The sequence below is a fragment of the Clostridium sp. genome, assembly GCF_050717635.1.
Lineage (GTDB): Bacteria > Bacillota > Clostridia > Clostridiales > Clostridiaceae > Clostridium_AD.
On the sequence record NZ_JBOITO010000029.1, the window covers coordinates 23674 to 43957 of the forward strand.

General features: G+C 30.2%; 28 protein-coding genes and 1 pseudogene. 27 read left to right on the forward strand and 2 right to left on the reverse strand.

Features of this window, described 5'->3' with window-relative positions:
• Positions 1 to 36: 36 nt before the first annotated feature.
• From ACREWB_RS12605 to ACREWB_RS12650, 10 genes and pseudogenes are all read left to right on the forward strand, one after another.
• Positions 37 to 885, forward strand: coding sequence for a metallophosphoesterase (locus tag ACREWB_RS12605; RefSeq protein WP_431547795.1), 849 nt, complete (start codon positions 37 to 39; stop codon positions 883 to 885).
• 22 nt (positions 886 to 907) lie between these two features.
• The gene (locus tag ACREWB_RS12610) at positions 908 to 1378 is read left to right on the forward strand and encodes an NUDIX hydrolase (protein ID WP_431547796.1); all 471 of its coding nucleotides are present in this window, start codon (positions 908 to 910) and stop codon (positions 1376 to 1378) included.
• A 157-nt stretch (positions 1379 to 1535) separates the two neighbouring features.
• Entirely contained in the window at positions 1536 to 1886 is a 351-nt protein-coding gene (locus tag ACREWB_RS12615) for an SH3 domain-containing protein (protein WP_431547797.1), read from the forward strand.
• 184 nt (positions 1887 to 2070) lie between these two features.
• Positions 2071 to 2292, forward strand: a complete 222-nt coding sequence (locus tag ACREWB_RS12620) for a glycine zipper domain-containing protein (RefSeq protein WP_431547798.1) — start codon at positions 2071 to 2073, stop codon at positions 2290 to 2292.
• A 284-nt stretch (positions 2293 to 2576) separates the two neighbouring features.
• The gene (locus ACREWB_RS12625) at positions 2577 to 3065 is read left to right on the forward strand and encodes a cysteine hydrolase family protein (RefSeq protein ID WP_431547799.1); all 489 of its coding nucleotides are present in this window, start codon (positions 2577 to 2579) and stop codon (positions 3063 to 3065) included.
• A gap of 235 nt (positions 3066 to 3300) precedes the next feature.
• On the forward strand, positions 3301 to 3864 hold the full coding sequence (locus tag ACREWB_RS12630; RefSeq protein WP_431547800.1) for a GNAT family N-acetyltransferase: 564 nt from the start codon (positions 3301 to 3303) through the stop codon (positions 3862 to 3864).
• A gap of 25 nt (positions 3865 to 3889) precedes the next feature.
• A complete protein-coding gene (locus ACREWB_RS12635; protein ID WP_431547801.1) occupies positions 3890 to 4663 on the forward strand; it encodes a GNAT family N-acetyltransferase in 774 nt (257 codons plus the stop codon).
• A 17-nt stretch (positions 4664 to 4680) separates the two neighbouring features.
• Entirely contained in the window at positions 4681 to 5052 is a 372-nt protein-coding gene (locus ACREWB_RS12640) for a hypothetical protein (RefSeq protein ID WP_431547802.1), read from the forward strand.
• Positions 5031 to 5429 (forward strand): GNAT family N-acetyltransferase, encoded by a 399-nt coding sequence (locus tag ACREWB_RS12645; RefSeq protein WP_431547803.1) that lies wholly within the window; start codon positions 5031 to 5033, stop codon positions 5427 to 5429. Before ACREWB_RS12640 ends, ACREWB_RS12645 begins: the two co-directional genes overlap by 22 nt.
• 65 nt (positions 5430 to 5494) lie before the next feature.
• Positions 5495 to 6306: pseudogene (locus tag ACREWB_RS12650) on the forward strand (S66 family peptidase); the annotation flags it as partial.
• A 170-nt stretch (positions 6307 to 6476) separates the two neighbouring features.
• Here ACREWB_RS12650 and ACREWB_RS12655 read toward each other — a convergent pair.
• Positions 6477 to 6965 (reverse strand): DUF6773 family protein, encoded by a 489-nt coding sequence (locus ACREWB_RS12655; RefSeq protein WP_431547804.1) that lies wholly within the window; start codon positions 6963 to 6965, stop codon positions 6477 to 6479.
• The gene (locus ACREWB_RS12660) at positions 6955 to 7161 is read right to left on the reverse strand and encodes a helix-turn-helix transcriptional regulator (RefSeq protein WP_431547805.1); all 207 of its coding nucleotides are present in this window, start codon (positions 7159 to 7161) and stop codon (positions 6955 to 6957) included. The genes ACREWB_RS12655 and ACREWB_RS12660 overlap by 11 nt, the downstream gene beginning before the upstream one ends.
• A gap of 725 nt (positions 7162 to 7886) precedes the next feature.
• Here ACREWB_RS12660 and ACREWB_RS12665 point away from each other — a divergent pair.
• The 17 genes from ACREWB_RS12665 (at position 7887) to ACREWB_RS12745 (ending at position 20236) form a co-directional block, all read left to right on the forward strand.
• On the forward strand, positions 7887 to 8513 hold the full coding sequence (locus ACREWB_RS12665) for a hypothetical protein (protein WP_431547806.1): 627 nt from the start codon (positions 7887 to 7889) through the stop codon (positions 8511 to 8513).
• A gap of 171 nt (positions 8514 to 8684) precedes the next feature.
• On the forward strand, positions 8685 to 9074 hold the full coding sequence (locus tag ACREWB_RS12670) for a hypothetical protein (RefSeq protein WP_431547807.1): 390 nt from the start codon (positions 8685 to 8687) through the stop codon (positions 9072 to 9074).
• A gap of 282 nt (positions 9075 to 9356) precedes the next feature.
• On the forward strand, positions 9357 to 9635 hold the full coding sequence (locus tag ACREWB_RS12675) for a GrpB family protein (protein ID WP_431547808.1): 279 nt from the start codon (positions 9357 to 9359) through the stop codon (positions 9633 to 9635).
• Positions 9625 to 10398 (forward strand): gluzincin family metallopeptidase, encoded by a 774-nt coding sequence (locus tag ACREWB_RS12680; protein WP_431547809.1) that lies wholly within the window; start codon positions 9625 to 9627, stop codon positions 10396 to 10398. Before ACREWB_RS12675 ends, ACREWB_RS12680 begins: the two co-directional genes overlap by 11 nt.
• An 18-nt stretch (positions 10399 to 10416) precedes the next feature.
• Positions 10417 to 10971, forward strand: coding sequence for a GNAT family N-acetyltransferase (locus tag ACREWB_RS12685; RefSeq protein ID WP_431547810.1), 555 nt, complete (start codon positions 10417 to 10419; stop codon positions 10969 to 10971).
• Positions 10913 to 11572 (forward strand): YdcF family protein, encoded by a 660-nt coding sequence (locus ACREWB_RS12690; protein WP_431547811.1) that lies wholly within the window; start codon positions 10913 to 10915, stop codon positions 11570 to 11572. Before ACREWB_RS12685 ends, ACREWB_RS12690 begins: the two co-directional genes overlap by 59 nt.
• 26 nt (positions 11573 to 11598) lie before the next feature.
• Positions 11599 to 12318 (forward strand): MBL fold metallo-hydrolase, encoded by a 720-nt coding sequence (locus tag ACREWB_RS12695; protein WP_431547812.1) that lies wholly within the window; start codon positions 11599 to 11601, stop codon positions 12316 to 12318.
• Positions 12319 to 12375: 57 nt separating this feature from the next.
• Entirely contained in the window at positions 12376 to 13188 is an 813-nt protein-coding gene (locus ACREWB_RS12700; RefSeq protein WP_431547813.1) for an AAC(3) family N-acetyltransferase, read from the forward strand.
• A 33-nt stretch (positions 13189 to 13221) separates the two neighbouring features.
• Positions 13222 to 14031, forward strand: coding sequence for a YdcF family protein (locus tag ACREWB_RS12705; protein WP_431547814.1), 810 nt, complete (start codon positions 13222 to 13224; stop codon positions 14029 to 14031).
• A 36-nt stretch (positions 14032 to 14067) separates the two neighbouring features.
• Positions 14068 to 15309: a hypothetical protein gene (locus ACREWB_RS12710; protein ID WP_431547815.1), complete on the forward strand. Its 1242-nt coding sequence runs from the start codon at positions 14068 to 14070 to the stop codon at positions 15307 to 15309.
• A 41-nt stretch (positions 15310 to 15350) separates the two neighbouring features.
• On the forward strand, positions 15351 to 15962 hold the full coding sequence (locus tag ACREWB_RS12715; protein WP_431547816.1) for an SGNH/GDSL hydrolase family protein: 612 nt from the start codon (positions 15351 to 15353) through the stop codon (positions 15960 to 15962).
• A gap of 24 nt (positions 15963 to 15986) precedes the next feature.
• Positions 15987 to 16646: a cyclase family protein gene (locus ACREWB_RS12720; RefSeq protein ID WP_431547817.1), complete on the forward strand. Its 660-nt coding sequence runs from the start codon at positions 15987 to 15989 to the stop codon at positions 16644 to 16646.
• The gene (locus tag ACREWB_RS12725; protein WP_431547818.1) at positions 16643 to 17095 is read left to right on the forward strand and encodes a hypothetical protein; all 453 of its coding nucleotides are present in this window, start codon (positions 16643 to 16645) and stop codon (positions 17093 to 17095) included. Before ACREWB_RS12720 ends, ACREWB_RS12725 begins: the two co-directional genes overlap by 4 nt.
• Positions 17096 to 17177: 82 nt before the next feature.
• The gene (locus tag ACREWB_RS12730) at positions 17178 to 17675 is read left to right on the forward strand and encodes a GNAT family N-acetyltransferase (RefSeq protein WP_431547819.1); all 498 of its coding nucleotides are present in this window, start codon (positions 17178 to 17180) and stop codon (positions 17673 to 17675) included.
• Positions 17676 to 17686: 11 nt separating this feature from the next.
• Entirely contained in the window at positions 17687 to 18319 is a 633-nt protein-coding gene (locus ACREWB_RS12735) for a tRNA-uridine aminocarboxypropyltransferase (RefSeq protein WP_431547820.1), read from the forward strand.
• 17 nt (positions 18320 to 18336) lie between these two features.
• A complete protein-coding gene (locus ACREWB_RS12740; RefSeq protein WP_431547821.1) occupies positions 18337 to 18948 on the forward strand; it encodes a class I SAM-dependent DNA methyltransferase in 612 nt (203 codons plus the stop codon).
• 388 nt (positions 18949 to 19336) lie between these two features.
• Positions 19337 to 20236, forward strand: coding sequence for an AraC family transcriptional regulator (locus ACREWB_RS12745; RefSeq protein WP_431547822.1), 900 nt, complete (start codon positions 19337 to 19339; stop codon positions 20234 to 20236).
• Positions 20237 to 20284: the final 48 nt, after the last annotated feature.

Genomic DNA, 20284 nt, shown 5'->3' on the forward strand with positions numbered 1-20284 from the left:
TAATAATAATAAGTTCATATTGGAAGGGGTTTTTTAATGAAAAAGAAAAAAATATTTATATGCTTCTCAGTTTTAATTATTATTGTATTATTTCTATATTCTCAGAATAATTTTATAGGGGTTACCAGTATAGAATTAGAACTAGATCGTTTGCCACAAAGTTTTGATGGTTTAAAGATTGTTCAGCTATCGGATTTACATAGTAAGATGTTTGGTGACAACCAGCATGCATTAGTGTCTAGAGTAAAGAAAGCAAACCCTGATATTATATTTTTTACTGGAGATTTAGTCGATAGCGAGCATTATAAAGAACAACCGGGATTGAAACTTATGGAGCAAATTGTAAAGATAGCACCAGTATACTATGTAACGGGGAATCATGAATTTTGGTCTGGGAGATTTAGTTCTTTAGAAAAGAAGTTACAGGAATGTGGAGTAAAAATTCTAAGGAATACAAGAGATAGTGTTGAGAAGAATGGAGAAGTAATTGATGTTATAGGGGTAGATGACCCAGCAGCAAATAGTTCGCAACAAAATAACGATGACGGAGAATTTGTATCAAATGAAATACAAAAGGCATTAGAAGGTAATGAGAAAGAGAATTTTACCATATTACTTTCCCACCGCCCAGAGTTGCTACCAACCTATGCTAATTTTAACTTAGATTTGATATTTTCTGGTCATGCTCATGGTGGACAAGTAAGATTACCTTTTATCGGCGGGGTTATCGCGCCTAATCAGGGGATATTGCCTAAGTACACTTCTGGAAAGCATAAGCTAGAAAGTTCAATAATGATTGTGGGTAGAGGACTTGGTAATAGTATTATTCCACAGAGGATTTTTAATAGACCAGAGGTTGTGGTTGTCAAATTAATTAAGAAATAATGTGGATTAAGGAGTGTAAATTATGGATTGTGGATTTGAAAATGGAGATAGATGGTTCCGATATAGGGCTGCGGCAATAATTATAGAAGATGGATCTGTACTTTTTGCAAAAAATGAATTGGATTCATACTATTATTCTATAGGTGGTGGAGTACATTTAGGGGAAAAGGCAGAAGATGCAGTTAAGCGAGAAGTATTTGAAGAAACGGGAATTTCATATGAAATTAATAGATTAGCATTTATTCATGAGAATTTCTTTGAAGGTTCAGGGACATTCGATGGTTTGAAGTGTCATGAAATCACGTTTTATTTTCTGATGAAATCAAGAGGTACCAAAGAGTTGAATAGTAATAGCTATACTCAAGGTGTACGTGAATATATGCACTGGTTACCAATTAATAAGTTAAAAGAATATGTTGCATATCCAAGCTTTTTTGCGGATAAATTACTTAGTATGAAGAATAATGTTGAGCATATTGTTAGTTGTGATTAATAAATAGCTTTATTAAAGCCCAATGGTTATAAATCTCATTGGCTATGAATGAGATTTAAAGCGTGTAGATATTAAATAACATTCCTACATGAATGTTTTAGAAATTGAGATATTCCGAAATAAATGAAATGAATTCAGAAGATGAGGAGATATAGTTATGTGCAAATATCGAGTGATTAAAAGCAGAAAAACTGAGTCAGATAATCCAATAATTGTGTATGAAGGGGACAAAGTTATATGTGCAGAAGAATCCAATGAAGCCGGAGCTTGGGCTGGTTGGATTTTTTGTAAAAACGAGAATAATGAAGGTTGGGTTCCGAAGCAAATAATTAATATAAATGATAATATTGGCTTTTTATTAGAAGATTATGATGCAAGAGAATTTGATATACAAGTCGATGAAATTTTTATTATGGATAAGACATTAAATGGTTGGATATGGGGAGCTAAAAAAGATTATCCACTTACAAAAGGATGGGTTCCACTGAATCATTTGGAAAAAGTCTAGGTCTGGGCATAAAAATAGTTAAAGAGCGGTCGTTCTGAGGTTCTCGGTGTCTTGTACACGAAACGTTATGTGATATTTTAAGTTTATCTGATGCATCCTATACAGTTAGTGCTTTTTAGCTATTGAAATATAAAAAGATAATTCAGATTGGTGTTTTTATGCAAAATGTGAGGAGGTCATTACTATGAATGATTTAGAAAAGAATAACTATAGAAATGGCAAAGATGAAAATAAAAAAGCATTTAAAAGCAAGCTGTCTGGAAATGGAACTTACGTTGCTCTTGGTATTGTTTTTGGTGCTGGTATTGGAGTAACAATGGATAATATCTCTATTGGTGTTGCTTTAGGGCTTGTTATTGGAGCATCAATGGAAGCTATAGCAGACAAAAATAAGAAGAGACAATAAAGTGAATAAGTATAATTTGTAATTATAGAAGATGTGGACATACATATTTGCAGGGTGTCGGAAGAGTACCTATTATTATTATTATTATTATTATTATTATTGCGTTAAATAGTGGGTATACGAAAAAATGATTATAAACATTCTTTCCATTGTGTGTATTTAAATCTGTTTGGTATAATATGGTGATGTTAAAATATTGGTGAATAAAATGGATAATAAGTATATAGATGAGAATAGTAGGATTAATAAGAAATGTCAGATAATAGTGATAGGGGGCGTACATTATGTCAAAAGTAGCACTTTTAGTAATAGATATGCAAAAGGATTGTAAAGAAGCTACATCTAGCACGGCATCGTTTGAAAAAGCGGTAGAATATATTAATGAAATCAGCCAATATTTCCGCAAGAAAAACTATCCTATCGTAATCATACAGGATCTTGAAGCAGGGGGGCCAGAGACTGATGGATTTAAGTGTGTGGAAGAATTAGTAGTATCAGACAATGATTTTTTTGTACATAAAACCTATAGCAATGCCTTTTGGGAAACAGAGCTGGATACCATTTTAAAAAGGGAAGGTGTAGACTGTATTGTTATAAGTGGATTTGCAGTAGAGCATTGTGTTCTATTTACATACAATGGTTCTATTGAAAGGGGTTATAATACTTTTTTGCTGCAAAATGGTGTCGCTGGGTTTGATGAAGATGAAATTAAACGTATTCAATTGTTAAGATCTGTTGTAAGCTATGAAGCCATTGAGTATTTTTTGAAATAAACTGTGTTAAATATTATTAAATGCTTTTCCGTATGCTGTACATTTTTATCATGCGATTGGGTTTAAAGGTTTGAATGGGCAATAAGATTTTCATGGAATGTTATATACACCAATGGAATTAATGTTATAAAAGATTCAGCTAGACTTGAATTAATAAAAAAAGGTAAAACAAAGAGAAAAATATAAAACTCAATATATACAATAAAATTGAAGTCTAATAACAAGGGAGATCATAATGATTAAAGATATTTATAACAAATGTCCAGTATACAAAAATAAACTTATCACTCTAAGACAAACAAACATTGAAGATGCAAAAAAATTATTAAAGTGCTATTCTGATGAAAAGGCAGTACCATTTTTTAATTCTGATAATTGCAATGGAGATGATTTTCACTATACAACAATAGAAAGAATGAAAGAAGCAACCGACTTCTGGAAATTCTCTTATGAAAATAAGTATTTTGTAAGATGGACAGTCATTTTAAACGACACAGACGAAAAAGTTGGTACTATTGAAATGTTCCATCGAATTGCAGAAGATGAATTTAATCACTATGGTATATTACGGATTGATTTGCAGAGCAACTTCGAAAAACAGCCAATTATTGATGATATCCTAGAAATTGTTTATAAAAATTTTTATAAGGAATTTGATGTCAAAGCTATTATCACAAAATCTATTCCAGGTGCTAGTGAAAGAATTAGCTCGTTAGTAAAAAAAGGATATCGACCAATTAATAAGAAATTTATGGTATATGATGACTATTTTGTGAAAATAGAAACAGCTAATAATTAAATTAGTATGATAGGAGATGGTAATTATGTTTAGTAAATTCGCAGAAACTGAAATAGTATACACAAAGAAATTCACTGAAAACAATGAAGATAATGATATTATCAGGTTCTACGATAACAATTTACAGGACATGCATATGCACAATTTTACATATATCAAAAATAGTGTTTGTAAAGATAATTTCAGAAAGATAATTTTTAAAGAGTTAGAAAAAAGAAAGGATGAAAATGCTAAATTTCTAAGAATTGAGTTTAATTTTTCTGTTGAGGATGATTTAATTAATAATTTGCCTCAAGTTCCTGAAGTAACTAAATATGATTACATGTATATTGATCCAAAAATGAGTGTATATTTAACTGGAAACGAAGAGTGCATAATAAAGAAAGCTATATCAGAAAAAGTATTGAAAGAAGGAATAGAAGTCGATATTTTAGCTAATGAATCAGCTATGGGGACTGAATTTGCAAGGAAAAGAATATATAGGAAATCAGAGATATATAAGCAACTACATTCAAATTTAGACTTATATGTTTGTAATTACAATGATATAGCTATTGGAAATTGTGAATTAATGTTGAATGATGATATTGCTAAAATAGAAGATTTTGATATATTAAAAAATTATCAAAGAAAAGGATTTGGTACTTATTTATTGAAACATCTATTAGAAGAAGCAAAAGATAATTCTGTTAAATTTGTTTATCTTATTACTGATAGCGGTGACACTGCAAAAGACATGTATAGAAAATGTAGATTTAAAAAAGCAGGCGAAAAGACGGAACTATTTTTTAATTTGTAAAAGGAAGTGTAAGTTTTATGAAAACAAAACATGATATTTTAGAAATTGCTAAGACTCAATTGGCACTGGATTATAATTGTCATATATCTGATTTTGTAAAGAGTGAAAACACAGTAGTTGAAAACAAGCTTATCACAGGCAGACGAATATATGATAGTGATGGTTGCTTTCTTAAAGTCCTTTGTTTTGGTGGAAGGACAATTATAAACACATCACCTGAAATGATGTCTTGGTGTGAGGAAAAACTGGTCAATAGCGATAGTGCATGGTTTTTTGAATATCCACACCTTCGTTGGATAGATAAAAAGCTACAAGAATTTGGACATGAGATTGCGGATATCCATCACTACTATTTGCCAATCCAAATATGCCGGCTAAAAAGCCTATAACTACTATAAAGTGGTACGAGTATGAAGAAATTTTGCAATTTGAAGATGACGAAAGATTTAATGAAGCGTTTGTCTTTAATGATAACCATCCTGATATGCTTGCAGTAGCAGCATTGGATGGTGAATCCATAATGGGTATGGCAGGAGCCAGTTCAGACGGGAGAACCATATGGCAAATTGGCATTGATGTTTTGCCCGAATATCGAGGTAAAGGAATAGGAACAAATTTGACTTCACTATTAAAGGACGAACTTTTAAAGTGGGGGAAAGTACCATTTTACGGCACTGTAGAATCACATATACATTCACAGAATATTGCTGTTAATGCTGGCTTTTTTCCAGCATGGGCAGAACTTTATACAATTGAAAAGAATTAATCAGTGTGTAAGCAAGTACACTAGATATATGAGGGAGGAATTTACATGGATTTAATAAAACCGTGTCATTTAAAGATAAATCAATAAAAGCAGTATTCTCATGTATTGGTGGGGATGAAAGTGTAAAGATGCTTCCATTTATTAATTTCGATATTATAAGGAATAATCCTAAGATTTTTATAGGATACTCAGATTCAACTATTACTCATATGATGTGCTTAAAAGCAGGTATTTCGAGTTTTTATGGGCCTTCATTATTAGCAGAATTTGCTGAGAATGTTAAAATGTTTGATTATACAAAACATTGGATAAAAAAAGTATTATTTGATAATTCCATGATTGGAAATATCGATTCATCCCTAATTTGGACAAGTGAATATTTACCCTGGAAAGAGAAGAATAAATTAATAGAACAAATACACAAGTTAATAATGGCTATGAACTTTTACAAGGTACTGGAATCGTAAAGGGGCACTTAATTGGTGGTTGCATTGAAGTACTAGAACTGATTAAAGGAACAGACCTATGGCCATCTAAGGATTTATGGGATAATGCTATCATATTTTTTGAGACATCAGAAGAAAAACCGGATCCAAATTATGTTAAGTATTGGTTGCGTAATTATGGTTCTCAAGGCATTTTACAAAGGGCTAATGGAATAATATTTGGAAAACCCTATGATAATTTGTATTATGAAGAATATAAGAAAGTCATATTAACTGTAGTAAGGGACGAACTTAAATTAGTCAATTTACATATTCTTTATAATATGAATTTTGGGCACACTGCACCTATGATAACTATACCTTATGGTTGCCTAGCAGAAATTGATTGTAGTAAGGAGACTTTTTGCATTTTGGATTCAGGCGTAATCTAAGTTTGTTTAAATGTAAAAGTATTTAAATAAGATTTAAATATTTAATTCAAAAGCACAGGGGATCATACCTGTGTTTTTTGAATGGTTATTTGGTTTTAGCAGTTGTACCGATTTATATGAAAAGTGCGTATATTATGACTACGGATTAAATCTCCATAATGATTTGAGTGCTATTTTACATCACTTTCTTCTTTATCTAATTCTTCTGCAATTTTTTTCTGCCTTTTTTGATTTAATGTATATATAGGCGAGAATATCAAGAATGATATAACTGTTCCACTAACAAATAGAATTGCCAAAGTTATAAGAAAAAACCTACCGTCTGTATATTTATCTCCATATTGTACATAATTTGAAATTCCCGAAATTAAACACGTTGCTAAACCACCTAGAAGACTAATTGCTACAACTGGGTTTTTAACGTTGTTTTTTGTTTTATACAGATCATTCCCTGCTATAATGTTCCTAATTACAATATATATAAAAGCTCCCAATAAGCATAAAAGCTCAGTAACATATTGTGAAAAAGGTACGTTGAAAACATATTCCTTAATAAGTAAGGATATAATCAGTCCGTCAAGCAACAGATAGCAAGTTTCACTACCAATTTTACGTTTTTGAGCCACAGCTCGCTCATCTTGTATTAAGTTATTTTTCATGTTTTTCCTCCCAAAATAATTCATTTAATGTTTTGCCAAGTATTTCGCATATTGAAATACAAAGGTTTAATGAAGGGTTATAATTACCTGATTCAATCAGTCCAATTGTTTGGCGTGTAACAGCCACAGCTTTTGCTAAATCCTCTTGTTTCATGTCACATTCAATACGAGCAATTTTCATTCGTTTATTTTTCATATATTACCTCCTTACATTGCATAGTATACTATATACATTTCTTAATGTAAAGTATATATTGCATTTATTCGCAAAATGATTGCAGGCAAATTTATGTCAGCTACAAAAAACATAAATAATCTTCATTAGCTATCTTATAATGCCAGTCAGAACAATTAATTCATGTATAATGTTTTCAATATCAGGTAATTTTAATATGGAACTTACAAGACTATATAAGTTTATTTGCAAAAACAAGTAATTCGTATAATTTTATTGTATAATTATATTGTATAAGTAAAATAATTCTAAAAGTATTTCACTTGAATAAAATTAAGGCAGCAGATTCAGAAGTTACTAAGTTTTTTACTTGGCCCAATCACGACAGTGTTGAAATCAGTCGTGAAATAATCAATACTTAGTTGATTGCAAATATTATTCTATCTTAAAAGGCGGGTTGTCATTATGAAAAAAATATTAGTTATTCTTTTAATGTGTTAATGTGTAACTATAGTGATATTTTAGTTTTGATATTTCCAACATACTTATTTTGGACAAATTATTCTAAAGAATATAGAATAATATGGTTTGTTCTTCTTTTTATCTATGTAATGTTAATTATATTTAGTTTGTTTACTACGCCATCTAGATGGCGTATAGTTCAAGATAAATATATCAAACTAAAAGAAAAAAAATAGAAAATGCAGAATAAAGTAAACTTAAATGAATGTTTGGGGGGATTAACTATGAAAACATCAAAATCAAAGAGCCTTATTCTACTTTCGTCATTTATTTTAATATTATTAACAGCATGTCAACCACCTAAGGCTAAGAAACCAGTAATCTACCTGTATCCAACTTCAGAGCAAACTGTTAGCGTTAAACTAAAATATAAAGGTAATCTTACTTGCACCTACCCAGAATATAAAGATGGCTGGAATGTAAAAGCTAAGCCAGATGGCACATTAACTAATCTTGCTGACAACAGAGAATATTCATATCTGTACTGGGAAGGAACTTCCGATAATAAGTGGGATATGTCAAAGGGTTTTGTAGTAAAAGGAAATGAAACTGAAAAATTTCTTCAAGAAAAACTTGAGTATTTGGGATTAACACCAAAAGAATATAATGAATTTATAGTATATTGGCTTCCTATTATGAAAGATAACGAGTACAATCTTATAACATTTGCAGGAGAGGATTATGAAAGTGTAGCACAGCTTAAGGTAACCCCAAAGCCAGACTCTATATTAAGAATAATGATGGTTTTCAAGCCTTTAAACAAATCTATAGAGTTGGAAGAGCAAGATTTAAAACAATTCGTAAGAAAAGGCTTTACAGTTGTTGAATGGGGTGGAACTGAAATAAAATAATTATGAAAGGTAAATATATTTATGGATATAGGTGGGAAATACTGCGTCAGGACGTGTTATGAAAAAGTGTGGTCTAGAATATGAGGGAACTTTAGTAAAAATTCTTAAGAATAATAAGGGTATTTTAGTAGACTGCAAATATTATTCTATCTTAAAGGGTGGATTGTCATTATGAAAGATATATTGGTTATTCTTTTAATAATTTTAGTTGTATATTCAGTTTTCAACTTAATTTTCAAAGACCTCATTACTAAAAATAAGATAAAGGTAAGTAAAATATCAAGGATATTTTACACAGATGATAAGACTTTCATTAAAACATGGGAAAAAAGAAAAGAAAGAGGCAAAATAGGTGTATTAATGTATAATTATAGTGATATTATAGTTTTAATATTTCCAATATACTTATTTTGGGCAGATTATTCTAAAGAATATAGACTAACATGGTTTGTTCTTCTTTTTATTTATGTAATGTTAATTATATTTTGTATGTTTTCTGGACCATCTAGATGGAGCATAGCGCAAGATAAGTACATCCAATTAAAAGAAAAAGAAAAGTAGGGAATACGAGAATTTAAGAAAGATTTCAGAATTAAATATAAATATGAGTATGCCATTAAACTTTGGTGTCTGTGGAAATAGCACCAAAGTTTTTTCACTACTCTCATGGGTTCATGGAGATGCTGCTGAAAAAGTATTACCGACTCTTACGAAAGAAGAACAATTATGATGGAATATTATAAAAATTTTGAAGCCTTTATTCCAACATGGTTCAAATCGTCGAAATGCTATTAATCTTGTTTTCAATTAAAGAAATCATTATTTACGTTAGGTGGTGAGAATTTGGAAAAACAATTAGAGCAAATGACTAGTGAAGAATTAGGAAAGCTTTTTCCCATTATTATAAGTGAGCACAATCCAATATGGCATGCGTTATATTTGTCTGAAAAAACGAACATTGAGCAACGAATAGATTTGAAAAATATAATAAGAATTAATCATTTTGGAAGTACCTCTGTATCTAATTTGTATGCAAAACCTACCATTGATATTTTATTAGAAATACAAAATGATATGGATACAGATGAGATAATGTCTTTACTCTCTTCCTATGTTCCATAAATATTATCGCAAAAAGGCACAAATTCTAGGGCATAAAGCATCCCTTCCATTTTATGATGTTTTTGCTCCAGTGGTTGATGTTAATACAAAAATATCCTATTTAGATACCAGAGATTTAATTGTATCCAGCTTTAAAACTTTCAGTGAAGAACTTGCTGATTTTGCAAAGAAGGCCTTTGATAAAAGATGGATTGATGCTGAGCCAAGAGAGGGTAAGGGCAGTTATGGACTATGTGTTGACATTTTCCCAATTAAAGAAAGCAGAATCATGGCTAATTTCGCTGGCTTATCAGTCTTAGAAAAAAGCATTTCAGATGTTGGATTTTTCATTGTTGATTTCTATGGTAGGTATAATTTTGAAATGAAATTGTATGAAAAAAGGAAATTAGGTCAATTATCTGTTGAAGAGCTAAATGAATTAATGGTAAGTTGTATGATAGGAGCTTATGGAGATAGTGTTGATCCTAAAACCATTCATCCATATATGTGGATGAATAAAGTTGGATATTATTTTGCTGGTGAAGAATTTTTGAATTTTCCTTATTCATTTGGAGTTTTATTTTCTAAGGGGCTTTATGCAGAGTATATAAAAAAAGGAGAGGCTTTTGTATCTCAATATAATAAATTTTTAAGTGCTACAAGTAAAAATAATATTGTTGATGTTGCTAAGATAATGGATATAGATGTTCACTCAATAGAGTTTTGGAGAAATAGTTTAAGCCTTGTCAAAAGAGACATACAAGAGTTTATAAGCAGGGCATAAAATTTGCAGGAGGAATTTATGAAGAATAGAACTTTAACTTTCAATGGTGGTTATGAATTAGTATCATTATCAGAACAGCATCTTAAACCACTATATAATTGGAACATTGAAGAAAAACACTTTGACAAATATACTTGTCGCCCTCTAAAAATGGCACAATCATTTGAGGAGTATTCTTACAAAACATTAAAGATTATCTCTGAAGAAAAAGTGAAAATCTTTGTATTAGTTGAAAAAAAAATTTACGATAAACCGTTAGGAAAAATAACATTATTCGATTATAACTCAAGAAATCATAGTGCTGAATTTGGATATTATATGCCAAGTTGCAATAGAAAACATGGACTAGGAATTATAATGTTAACGCATTTCATAGAAAAATCACTTGCAGATGCTAAATTAAATTTAAATAAGATATACGCAACAACTTCTTCAAGTAATACTCCCTCTATAAAGCTTTTAGAGAAGTTTAATTTTAAATTGGATGGTAGGTTAAGAGAGCATTATTGGATTTATGACGATAAATTTGACCAACTTAACTATTCCATGCTTAAAAGTGAATGGAATGAATAAACTTATAGATGATATAACAAACTTTATTTTTGTTGAAAATCAGCCAGAACAAGCGGACATTATTTTTATTCCGGGAGGGGCTTATGCTGAAATTGCAGAAAATGCATCTATTCTTTGGCATAAAAAATACGCCCCTTTAATTCTCCCATCTGGAAAATATAGTGTCAAACTCGGATATTTTCCCGGACCTCAGTCAAAAGCAGTTAAATATAATAAAATGTATTGTACTGAATGGGAATTTCTAAAAGATGTGCTTATTCAGAACGGGGTTGACGAAACTGTAATCTTGAAGGAAGATAGTGCTGAATACACATACCAGAATGCTATTAATTCAAAAAAAGTCACAGATGAACATAATCTCACTATTAAAAAAGCTATCATATGCTGTAAATCGTATCATGCAAGGCGTTGCTTAATGTACTATAATTTATGCTACCCCGATACTGAATTTATTATCTGCCCCACTGAAACACAAGGGATTAACAGTGATAACTGGTTCAAATGTGATAATGGTATTGATAAAGTAATGGGAGAACTTATGAGGTGTGGTAGTCAATTTAAAGATTTGATTAAATTAACAAAGAACGATATAGAATTATGATTTATTGATAAATGGGAGGAGTGTAAATGTCTATAAAAGTCATCAATATTGGTGGAAGGGCCGTTAATAATTATGTTCTTATTACTGAATTTGGATGTGTGGTTATAGATACTGGATATGCTGGCGGATTTCCTGCGTTTTCCCGTAGACTTTCAGAAAGTGGTGTTTCCATGACTGATATTTCATATATTTTTCTTACACATGCACATGATGATCATGCTGGTTTTCTTGGTGAACTAATTTTAGCAACAGAGGCACCAGTGATATTACACCATGAGGCTATCAATAGATTGATGCTTGGTCATAACCAGTTTATCGGTGGTTGCTCATCAAAATTAGCACAATTATTTTGCCGTTGTATGTCTATTATAGGAAACGGAAAGCAAGAATTTCCGCCAGTGAATGTTTCTTCTAGGGCAATTGTTGTAGATGCGAAAACACAACCATTAGAAAACTTGAGCATACCCGCTACAGTTTTACTATTGCCGGGTCATACAGCAGACTCAATCGGACTTCTACTAGATGACGGTAGACTTTTCTGCGGTGATGCGGCTATGAATAATTTCCCGAGCGTTGCTAGGCACACCATATGGATAGAGGATGCTGAGATGTTCATACATTCATGGGATTTAATTATTGCAAGTGGTGCCAAAATAATTTATCCCGGTCATGGTAAGCCATTTCCTGTTGAAGATTTGCGACGGTTTTACAACTATATGGAGGGTAAAAATTTGCTTCCAATTTAGCAAATAGATTTACATCAACATAATTAATTTATATAGAACAATAAGGGGATGATAGTATTGAGTGAAGAAAAGGTAATAGGGCTTACTAAAAATATGAATACAGTGGATACCATATATACTGATTTATTAAATCTGGGTATTAAGAGTGGAGATATTGTATTAGTGCATTCTTCCATGTCAAGTATTGGTTGGGTTTGTGGAGCTGCTCAGGCAGTCATAATTGCTCTTCAAAGGGTTATAAGCACTAAGGGTACATTGATAATGCCTGCTCATAGCGGAGCAGTTTCTGATCCGGCAGAATGGGAAAATCCACCTATTCCTAAAGAATGGATTAATCTTATATATGAAAATATGCCAGCATTTAATGTGAATCTTACACAAACCAGAGGAATGGGATGCATTGCTGAGTTATTTAGAACCTTACCTGAGGTTTATAGATCAAATCATCCGCAAGTATCTTTTGCATCAGGGGGTAAGTTTGCACATAATATTATAAGTAACCATAAGTTAACTCCTCAGTTTGGAATGGAATCTCCTTTAGGTAAAATGTATAATCTAAATGCCAAAGTACTTTTATTAGGCGTTGGCTACGATTCTTGTACAAGTTTTCATCTAGCTGAGGCATTAAACGATAAGATGCCTAGGGAAACAATGGGTGCAGCTATAATAGAGGATAATAAAAGAATATGGAAGTGGTTTGAAGACTTCGAATATAATTCTGATGAAGATTTTGAGAAATTAGGGAAAGCATTTGAAGAAACTAATAATGTAGTAATTGGTAAAGTTGGTAATGCAGAGTGTAAGTTATTTGATATGAAATTAGGAGTTGATTTTGCAACAAAATGGATACAAAATAATAGATTTGAATAGCACGTATTTTTTTTGCAAAAACGGAGGGTAAATTTGAACAGTTTAGTTGAATTAGAAATAATAGATGATATAAATAATATAATTAAATTTTTATCTAGACGAGATATAAGCGGACTAACTTGCAACGCTTTAGTTGAAGAATTTGGAATTACCCAAGTTGATATGATAATACTCTTAGGAAACAGTATTCCCTATGTAGCTGAAATTGGATCAAAAGCCTATAAAAATGGTTTATCTAAAGATATAATGATAGTAGGTGGAATAGGGCATTCTACTAAATATTTAATTCAAAATGTCTTAGAAAACAATAAATATAATAATATTGAAGTAAATGATAAATCTGAAGCAGAAATACTAAAACAGATTATTGTAGCAGGAGAAAATATTCAGCAAGATAAAATTATTACAGAAAGTAAATCTACTAATTGTGGTGATAATGCCTCTGAAGCATTAATTGTACTTAAGGAAAAACATAAAGTCCCAAAATCTATAATATTAATTCAGGATCCGACTATGCAATTAAGAAGTCATGCTTCTTTTTTAAAAGAGTGGCAAGAGGAAAACACATTATTTATAAGTTATTCTCCATTTATACCGCAAATAAAAGCATCTGATAACGGTTATGAATATATAAACAAAGATATAAAGGGATTATGGGATAAGGATAGATTTATTGATCTAATAATGGGTGAAATCCCAAGGTTAAATGATGTTGAAAATGGATATGGCCCAAAAGGAAAAGGATTTATATCGCATGTAGATATTCCGGAAGAAGTTTTTTGTTCTTATCAAAGATTGTTATGCTATTATGATGAATATAATGAAATTAAAAATAGAAAGTAAATAACACTTAATAAATATAAGGGAGCGGTTGTATACGTGAAAAATTTAGTTGGGAACCATAAATTTTTAGTTTGTTTTGCTCTACTTAGCATTTTATCTGTTGGTTGTAGTAGTAAACAACCTGCAAATGAAAAATCAACTAATAACAATAAAAGTTCTGAAATAGTAACAAACAAAGACAAAGTTGAAGAGAATACAAGTCATAAAATTAATTCAGGTTTACTACTAGGATTATCAAAAGATAATCAACTAGATATAAATGTGAATACTATGGAAAGAAAACCAAATGATTACAGAACTTTATGGATTTATGAAGATAATAAAAAGATAACCTATAAAGATAAAAAAAACGAGATAATTGCACCGTACAAAGAAAGCTTTTACAAGATTGGAAATAACAAATTTATTATGTCAGATCCAATTAATCATCCGGAAAATCAACCAGATGATATTTTTAGTAATTATAGTTCATATTATAATTTTTCAAATATCATATCACATCCCGCTAACACATCTATGAGTAATTTATTTACAACTGACACATTTAAGAAAAAATATCTTAACGCTCAGGAAGGGGCTATGGGAGACACTTATAAACTGCAAACACAGAAGCTTTATTATGTAGGAAATAACTATGCATCTATTATGACTAATTATTATGATACAGGTGGTGGAACTTATAATAGTTCTTATGATAATTTTAAAATGTATGAAATCGGTAATTTATCTAATTTAGATGGGCTTGATAATTATGAAACACTTTTTAATTTATTAGATAAAAGTGAGCAACTAAAACTTAAAGGATATTCCCAAAAATATGATAAAAATATTAGTTTAGATGGGTACATCAACGTAGATCAACTTATAGATAGTAAAAATCTCCAGTTATTTAGAAGTGAAGGAAAATGGCAAGTATCTGTTCCACTCTTCAGAGTATACCAACATAAAGGGAATGGTTCTAATGGAAGAACTGTAGAAAAATATATTAACACTGACATTAAGCTGCCAACTAAAATAACGTCCTATGATAGTTTATGTATTGAATGGAACGAGATAAAGCAAAAAATACCTGAAGCTAAAGATGCAGTATCATCACCTAATGATGATATGTTAGCAGTATTAACTCCTAATAAACTATTGATTTTTACAAATCCTAAACTTGGTATTGATAAACCATCGTTAAGTATTGATATAGATGAAAATGAAAGTATAATCCTCAATCAATGGGCTACAGACGAATATGTTGATAAATGGACTAAACTCATTATAGAATATTAATAAATTAAAATTAATAATTGTAAAAGAAAGAGGTAAATCAAATGGGTAAGCGAAATATATTTGTTATAGGTGATAGTGTTTCAATACATTATGGGCCATATCTTAAAAATAATATTAAAGATAAATTTGAGTATGATAGAAAACGAGGTATAGAACAAGCAATAACAGATTTAGACAATCCAATTGGAGCTAATGCAGGGGATAGTTTAATGGTTATGAATTATTTAGAACAAGAACGTAAGCAAAATAAAAATTATGATATATTGCTTATCAATTGCGGATTACATGATGTTCGACGTGACAGAGATTTAAATAAGCTTCAGGTTGAATTAAATGTTTACAAGATGAATTTAAAAAGAATAATTGCAATATCAAATCTTATGGCAAATAAAATTATATGGATTGGATTAACACCTGTTATAGATGAAATTCATAATGCTAGAACCGAAGGCGTCTTAAGGTATAGTAAAGATGTATATGCTTATGATATTGCTGCAAAAGAAATAATGTGTAACTATAATATTCCGTGCATAGATATGTATGACTTCACTAAAAATTTAGGTAGAGATATTTATTTCGACCATGTTCATTTCAAAGAGAAGATTAGAGAACTACAAGCAGCATTTATTGCCGGTTACTTAAATAGCATTTAAAAAATATAATTATGGAGGTTTATAATGAAAATTACTGATTTAACGCACACAATTTATTCGGATATGCCAGTTTTTCCAGGAACTGAACAACCAATTTTTATAAAGGCAAATACTTTGGCAAAGGATGGTTTTCAGGAGGCAAAAATCACTATGTACTCTCATACAGGGACACATATAGATGCACCTGCACATATGCTCAGTAGTGGTCTTTATTTAGATAATTTAGATATAGAACATTTTATTGGAAATGCTACTATTTTAGACTTTTCAAACATGAAAACGAAATTAATAGATATTGATAGTTTAAAACCTTATGAGAAAAAAATAAAAAATGTTGAGTTCATTATAATAAAGACAGGTTGGAGTAAATACTGGGGGGATAAAAAGTATTTTGAGAATTTCCCTTCACTTAGTGAAAATTCAGCGAGATGGTTATCACAATTTAATTTAAAGGGCATTGGTATTGATGCAATTTCAATTGATGATATGGATTCAACCACATTTGCAGTTCATAAAATATTAATGCCAAAAGACATCCTAATTATAGAGAATCTAACAAATTTAGATTCCATTAGTAGTGAAAATTTTATTTTAAGTATACTTCCACTTAAAAATAAAGATGCGGATGGATCACCCGTAAGGGCTGTTTCTATAGAAAGTATTGGGGGAGCGAACAATATATGAACATTTGGGAACGATTAAATGTTTTTATTAAGATTTTATCATCGTTTATAGTGCCGCTGGTGTTAACAAATATATTTGTGGTTTTATTAAAAAGGCTTACTAAACATCAATTGTACCAAAACAGTGATATATTTACTTTTATTATTACTACGGTTATTGCATTTATATGGGTTTTAGCGACGTTTGAAAATTATTTGTATAGTAGTAAATCAATAATAATAGCTGATAGGTTATTGGCAAAAGAAAATATAAAGTTGACAATGAAAGAAATGAAATGGAAGGCTATTGAAATAGATGAGAATGTTTTTACATTTAAAAACCCTTTTTTTAGAGAGTTTAAAAATTTAAAATTATCTATTAGATTTATAGATACAGAGGCCATTATTGAAGGTCCAGAGCACTATGTAGATAAAGTAATAGAGGAGTATAAAACACTTATAGCAATTTAATTGAAATTGTTTTAATAAAAGTAGAAACTAAAGATGTTTTTTTAAAGAACTTTAAAGAATTATAATCGGGAGGGGTTTCAGAATGGATAACGAAACAGTATATTTAAAGATATATCCTAAGGATTACAGGGAACTAACAAAGATAATGACGTCTGCATTTAATGAAGATACATCGATGCACACTGAACTTAAAGAGGATGGTCCTACAGGTTACAATGACGGTAGTTTAATTAAACGACTAAATGAACATGAGAATTTCAAAAGCAAGAAAATAATCTATAATAATACTATAGTTGGAGCTTACACTGTTGGTATTAAGCCAAATAATGAATACAGTTTGGAAATGTTATTTATTGATCCTAAATACAGGGAAAGCCATCTAGGTAGTAAAGTGTGGGAGGTTATAGAAGATAGCTTTGTGGATGCAAAAAAATGGACTGTTGAAACACCCTGCTATTCAAAGAGAAATCATCACTTCTATACTGAAAAATGTGGTTTTGTATTTCAAAAGGAAAACACATGTGATAATGGTTGTAGTTCTTTTATTTTTGACAAAATAAAAACATTTAATATAGACTAATTGGAGGAAATATGGATTGTAAGTATAAAATAAAGCAAATAACAAGTTCATATGATAGTTGCGACAAATGTGGTTTACCAAAAATAACTTGTATATGTGATAGTGCACCTAAAATCAGTACTAGTGCAAGAATCTGGATTCTATCAACTGAAAGAGAGCTTTATAGACCTTCTAACACTGCAAGGTTATTAAAGCTTGTTAATCTAGATTCTACTGAGATTTTCCTTTGGAAGAGAACAAAAAATCCAGAGAAATTAATTGAAAACTTAAACAATGAAATATATGATTCTTATTTGGTATTTCCAGTAGAAGATAAAACAAAGTGTGGCAAGCTTAAATATAAAAGTACAGGGAAAATTCCTGCATTTGTTTTAATAGATGGTACGTGGAAAGAAGCACGTAAAATACTTAGGAAAAGTGATTATCTAAATAAATTACCTAGGATTTCATTACAACCAAATTTTAAATCTCACTATGATTTAAGAAAAGGCGCTGCTGAAGGGGATTTATGTACAATCGAAGCGGTAGTGGAATTATTAAAAATAAATAAAGAAATTGAAAATTCAAAAATTATTGATGAATTTTATAATTTGTTTTTAAAGAGCTACAAAGCTGGTGCAAGCGGTCATAAATTAAAGGAATAACTGGGGGTAACATAAAAATGGGTTTTGATAATTATGCTAAAACTTGGGATACTGATATAAGAATTAATAGAGCTAATATTATTGCAAATGCAATTAGTGATTCAATTGGTAGTAATAAAAATCGTTCTGCAATGGAATTTGGCTGTGGAACTGGTCTTGTGAGTTTTAATCTTTATGATATATTTAAAAGTATTGCTCTTATAGATTCGTCAGAAGGAATGATAGATATACTGAAGTCTAAAATTGATAAATACGAAGTAACGAACATGTTTCCTTATAATTTAGATATATCTAGTAAAAATTCATCAGAAATGAAATTTGACGTCATTTATAATTCTATGGTATTGCATCATATTACAGATACCGAAGATATAATAGAGAGTTTTCACCAATTGCTTAATGAAGATGGTTATTTGTGTATAGTAGATTTAGATGAAGAGGATGGTACCTTTCATAAAAAATACCCGGAATTCGATGGGCATAATGGTTTTAATCAAGATGCTTTGAAAAGTATTTTAGTTAGTTGTGGATTTAAGGATATAGAATCAAACACTTTTTACTATGGTGAAAAAATAATAAACGATCAAAGGGTTAAATACTCGTTGTTTTTGATGACAGGAAGACGTTAATAAAAATATCATACTAAAAGTCAGGAACTTTTAATCTGAAAATGATTAGAAGTTCCTGTTTTTATATAGCAAGACAAGTGTGAGTCGTAATTACTTAAATTAATTTAAAAACATTGAAACTTTTATGATTTAAAGGAAATTAAACATATTTGTTGAAAAATGGTATTATAGAAAATAAAACTACAATTTATTATTAGTGTGACTTCGTAAAACCTTTGTGTTCATCCAGAAGTTATTGGAAAAGCAGTTTATATGAGTATATATAGGCGGATATTATAAAATTTATATAATTAATTAAATATTAACAAGTTAGGATAAGAAAAATTATTTATAAATGCTATTATATAATTACCGTACGGGATTAAATGAGTTTAAATGAGGTGACTTAATGGATTATATTAACTTAATACAAAAAACTATTGATTATATTGATGAGCATATTGAAGATAATTTATCTGTAGATACGCTAGCCTCAATTGCAGGGTTTTCAACCTATCATTATTATAAAATATTTAGTAGTTTTGTCCATTTATCAGTAATGGATTATGTAACAAAACGAAAAATGCAATTTGCTTTACAAAAGCTAACGAATGGAGCAAAGATAATTGATATAGCAATGGATTATGGCTTTGAAACGCATGCAGGTTTTAATAAAGCCTTTAAACGTGCTTTTGGCTATCCACCAAGTCTTTACAGAATTCATGCTCCAAAAGGGTTACCACCAAAAATAAATTTAGTATATTTACAAAAGAATCAAACTGGAGGAATTATAATGGAACCTAAAATAATTGAAATGCCTAGCTTTAAAGTGGTTGGGTATGAATTTAAGAATAACCTTAAAAATGTATTACGTTCAAGTGATATTCCAGCATTCTGGGCTCAACGTGGTTTTGATGATAACAATTGTGAGGAAAAATTGTATCAACAGCTAACTCCACTAAAACATGGAGAGTATTGCATCTGTATTAATACCAATATGGATACTGATGACTTTTCATATCTAATGGCTGTTGGTGTTGATAACTTTGATAAAGCAATGGATGATATGTACAAATTAGAAATTCCTGCTGCAACCTATGCTATATTTACGACACCAGAAGTGCAAGAAGATAACTTTATAGATTCCATAAATGGAACTTGGACCTATATACTTCAACAATGGTTTCCTAATTCACAATATGAAATTGATGAAAGTAAATTTGACTTTGAGCATTATGATGAGCATTGTCATTCCTTTGAATATGATAAAGTTTCAATGAATATTTATATCCCAATAAAAAGCATATAAAGCCTATAATACTCAAAGCGTAGTGCCTAAAACGACTTATAACAAAAT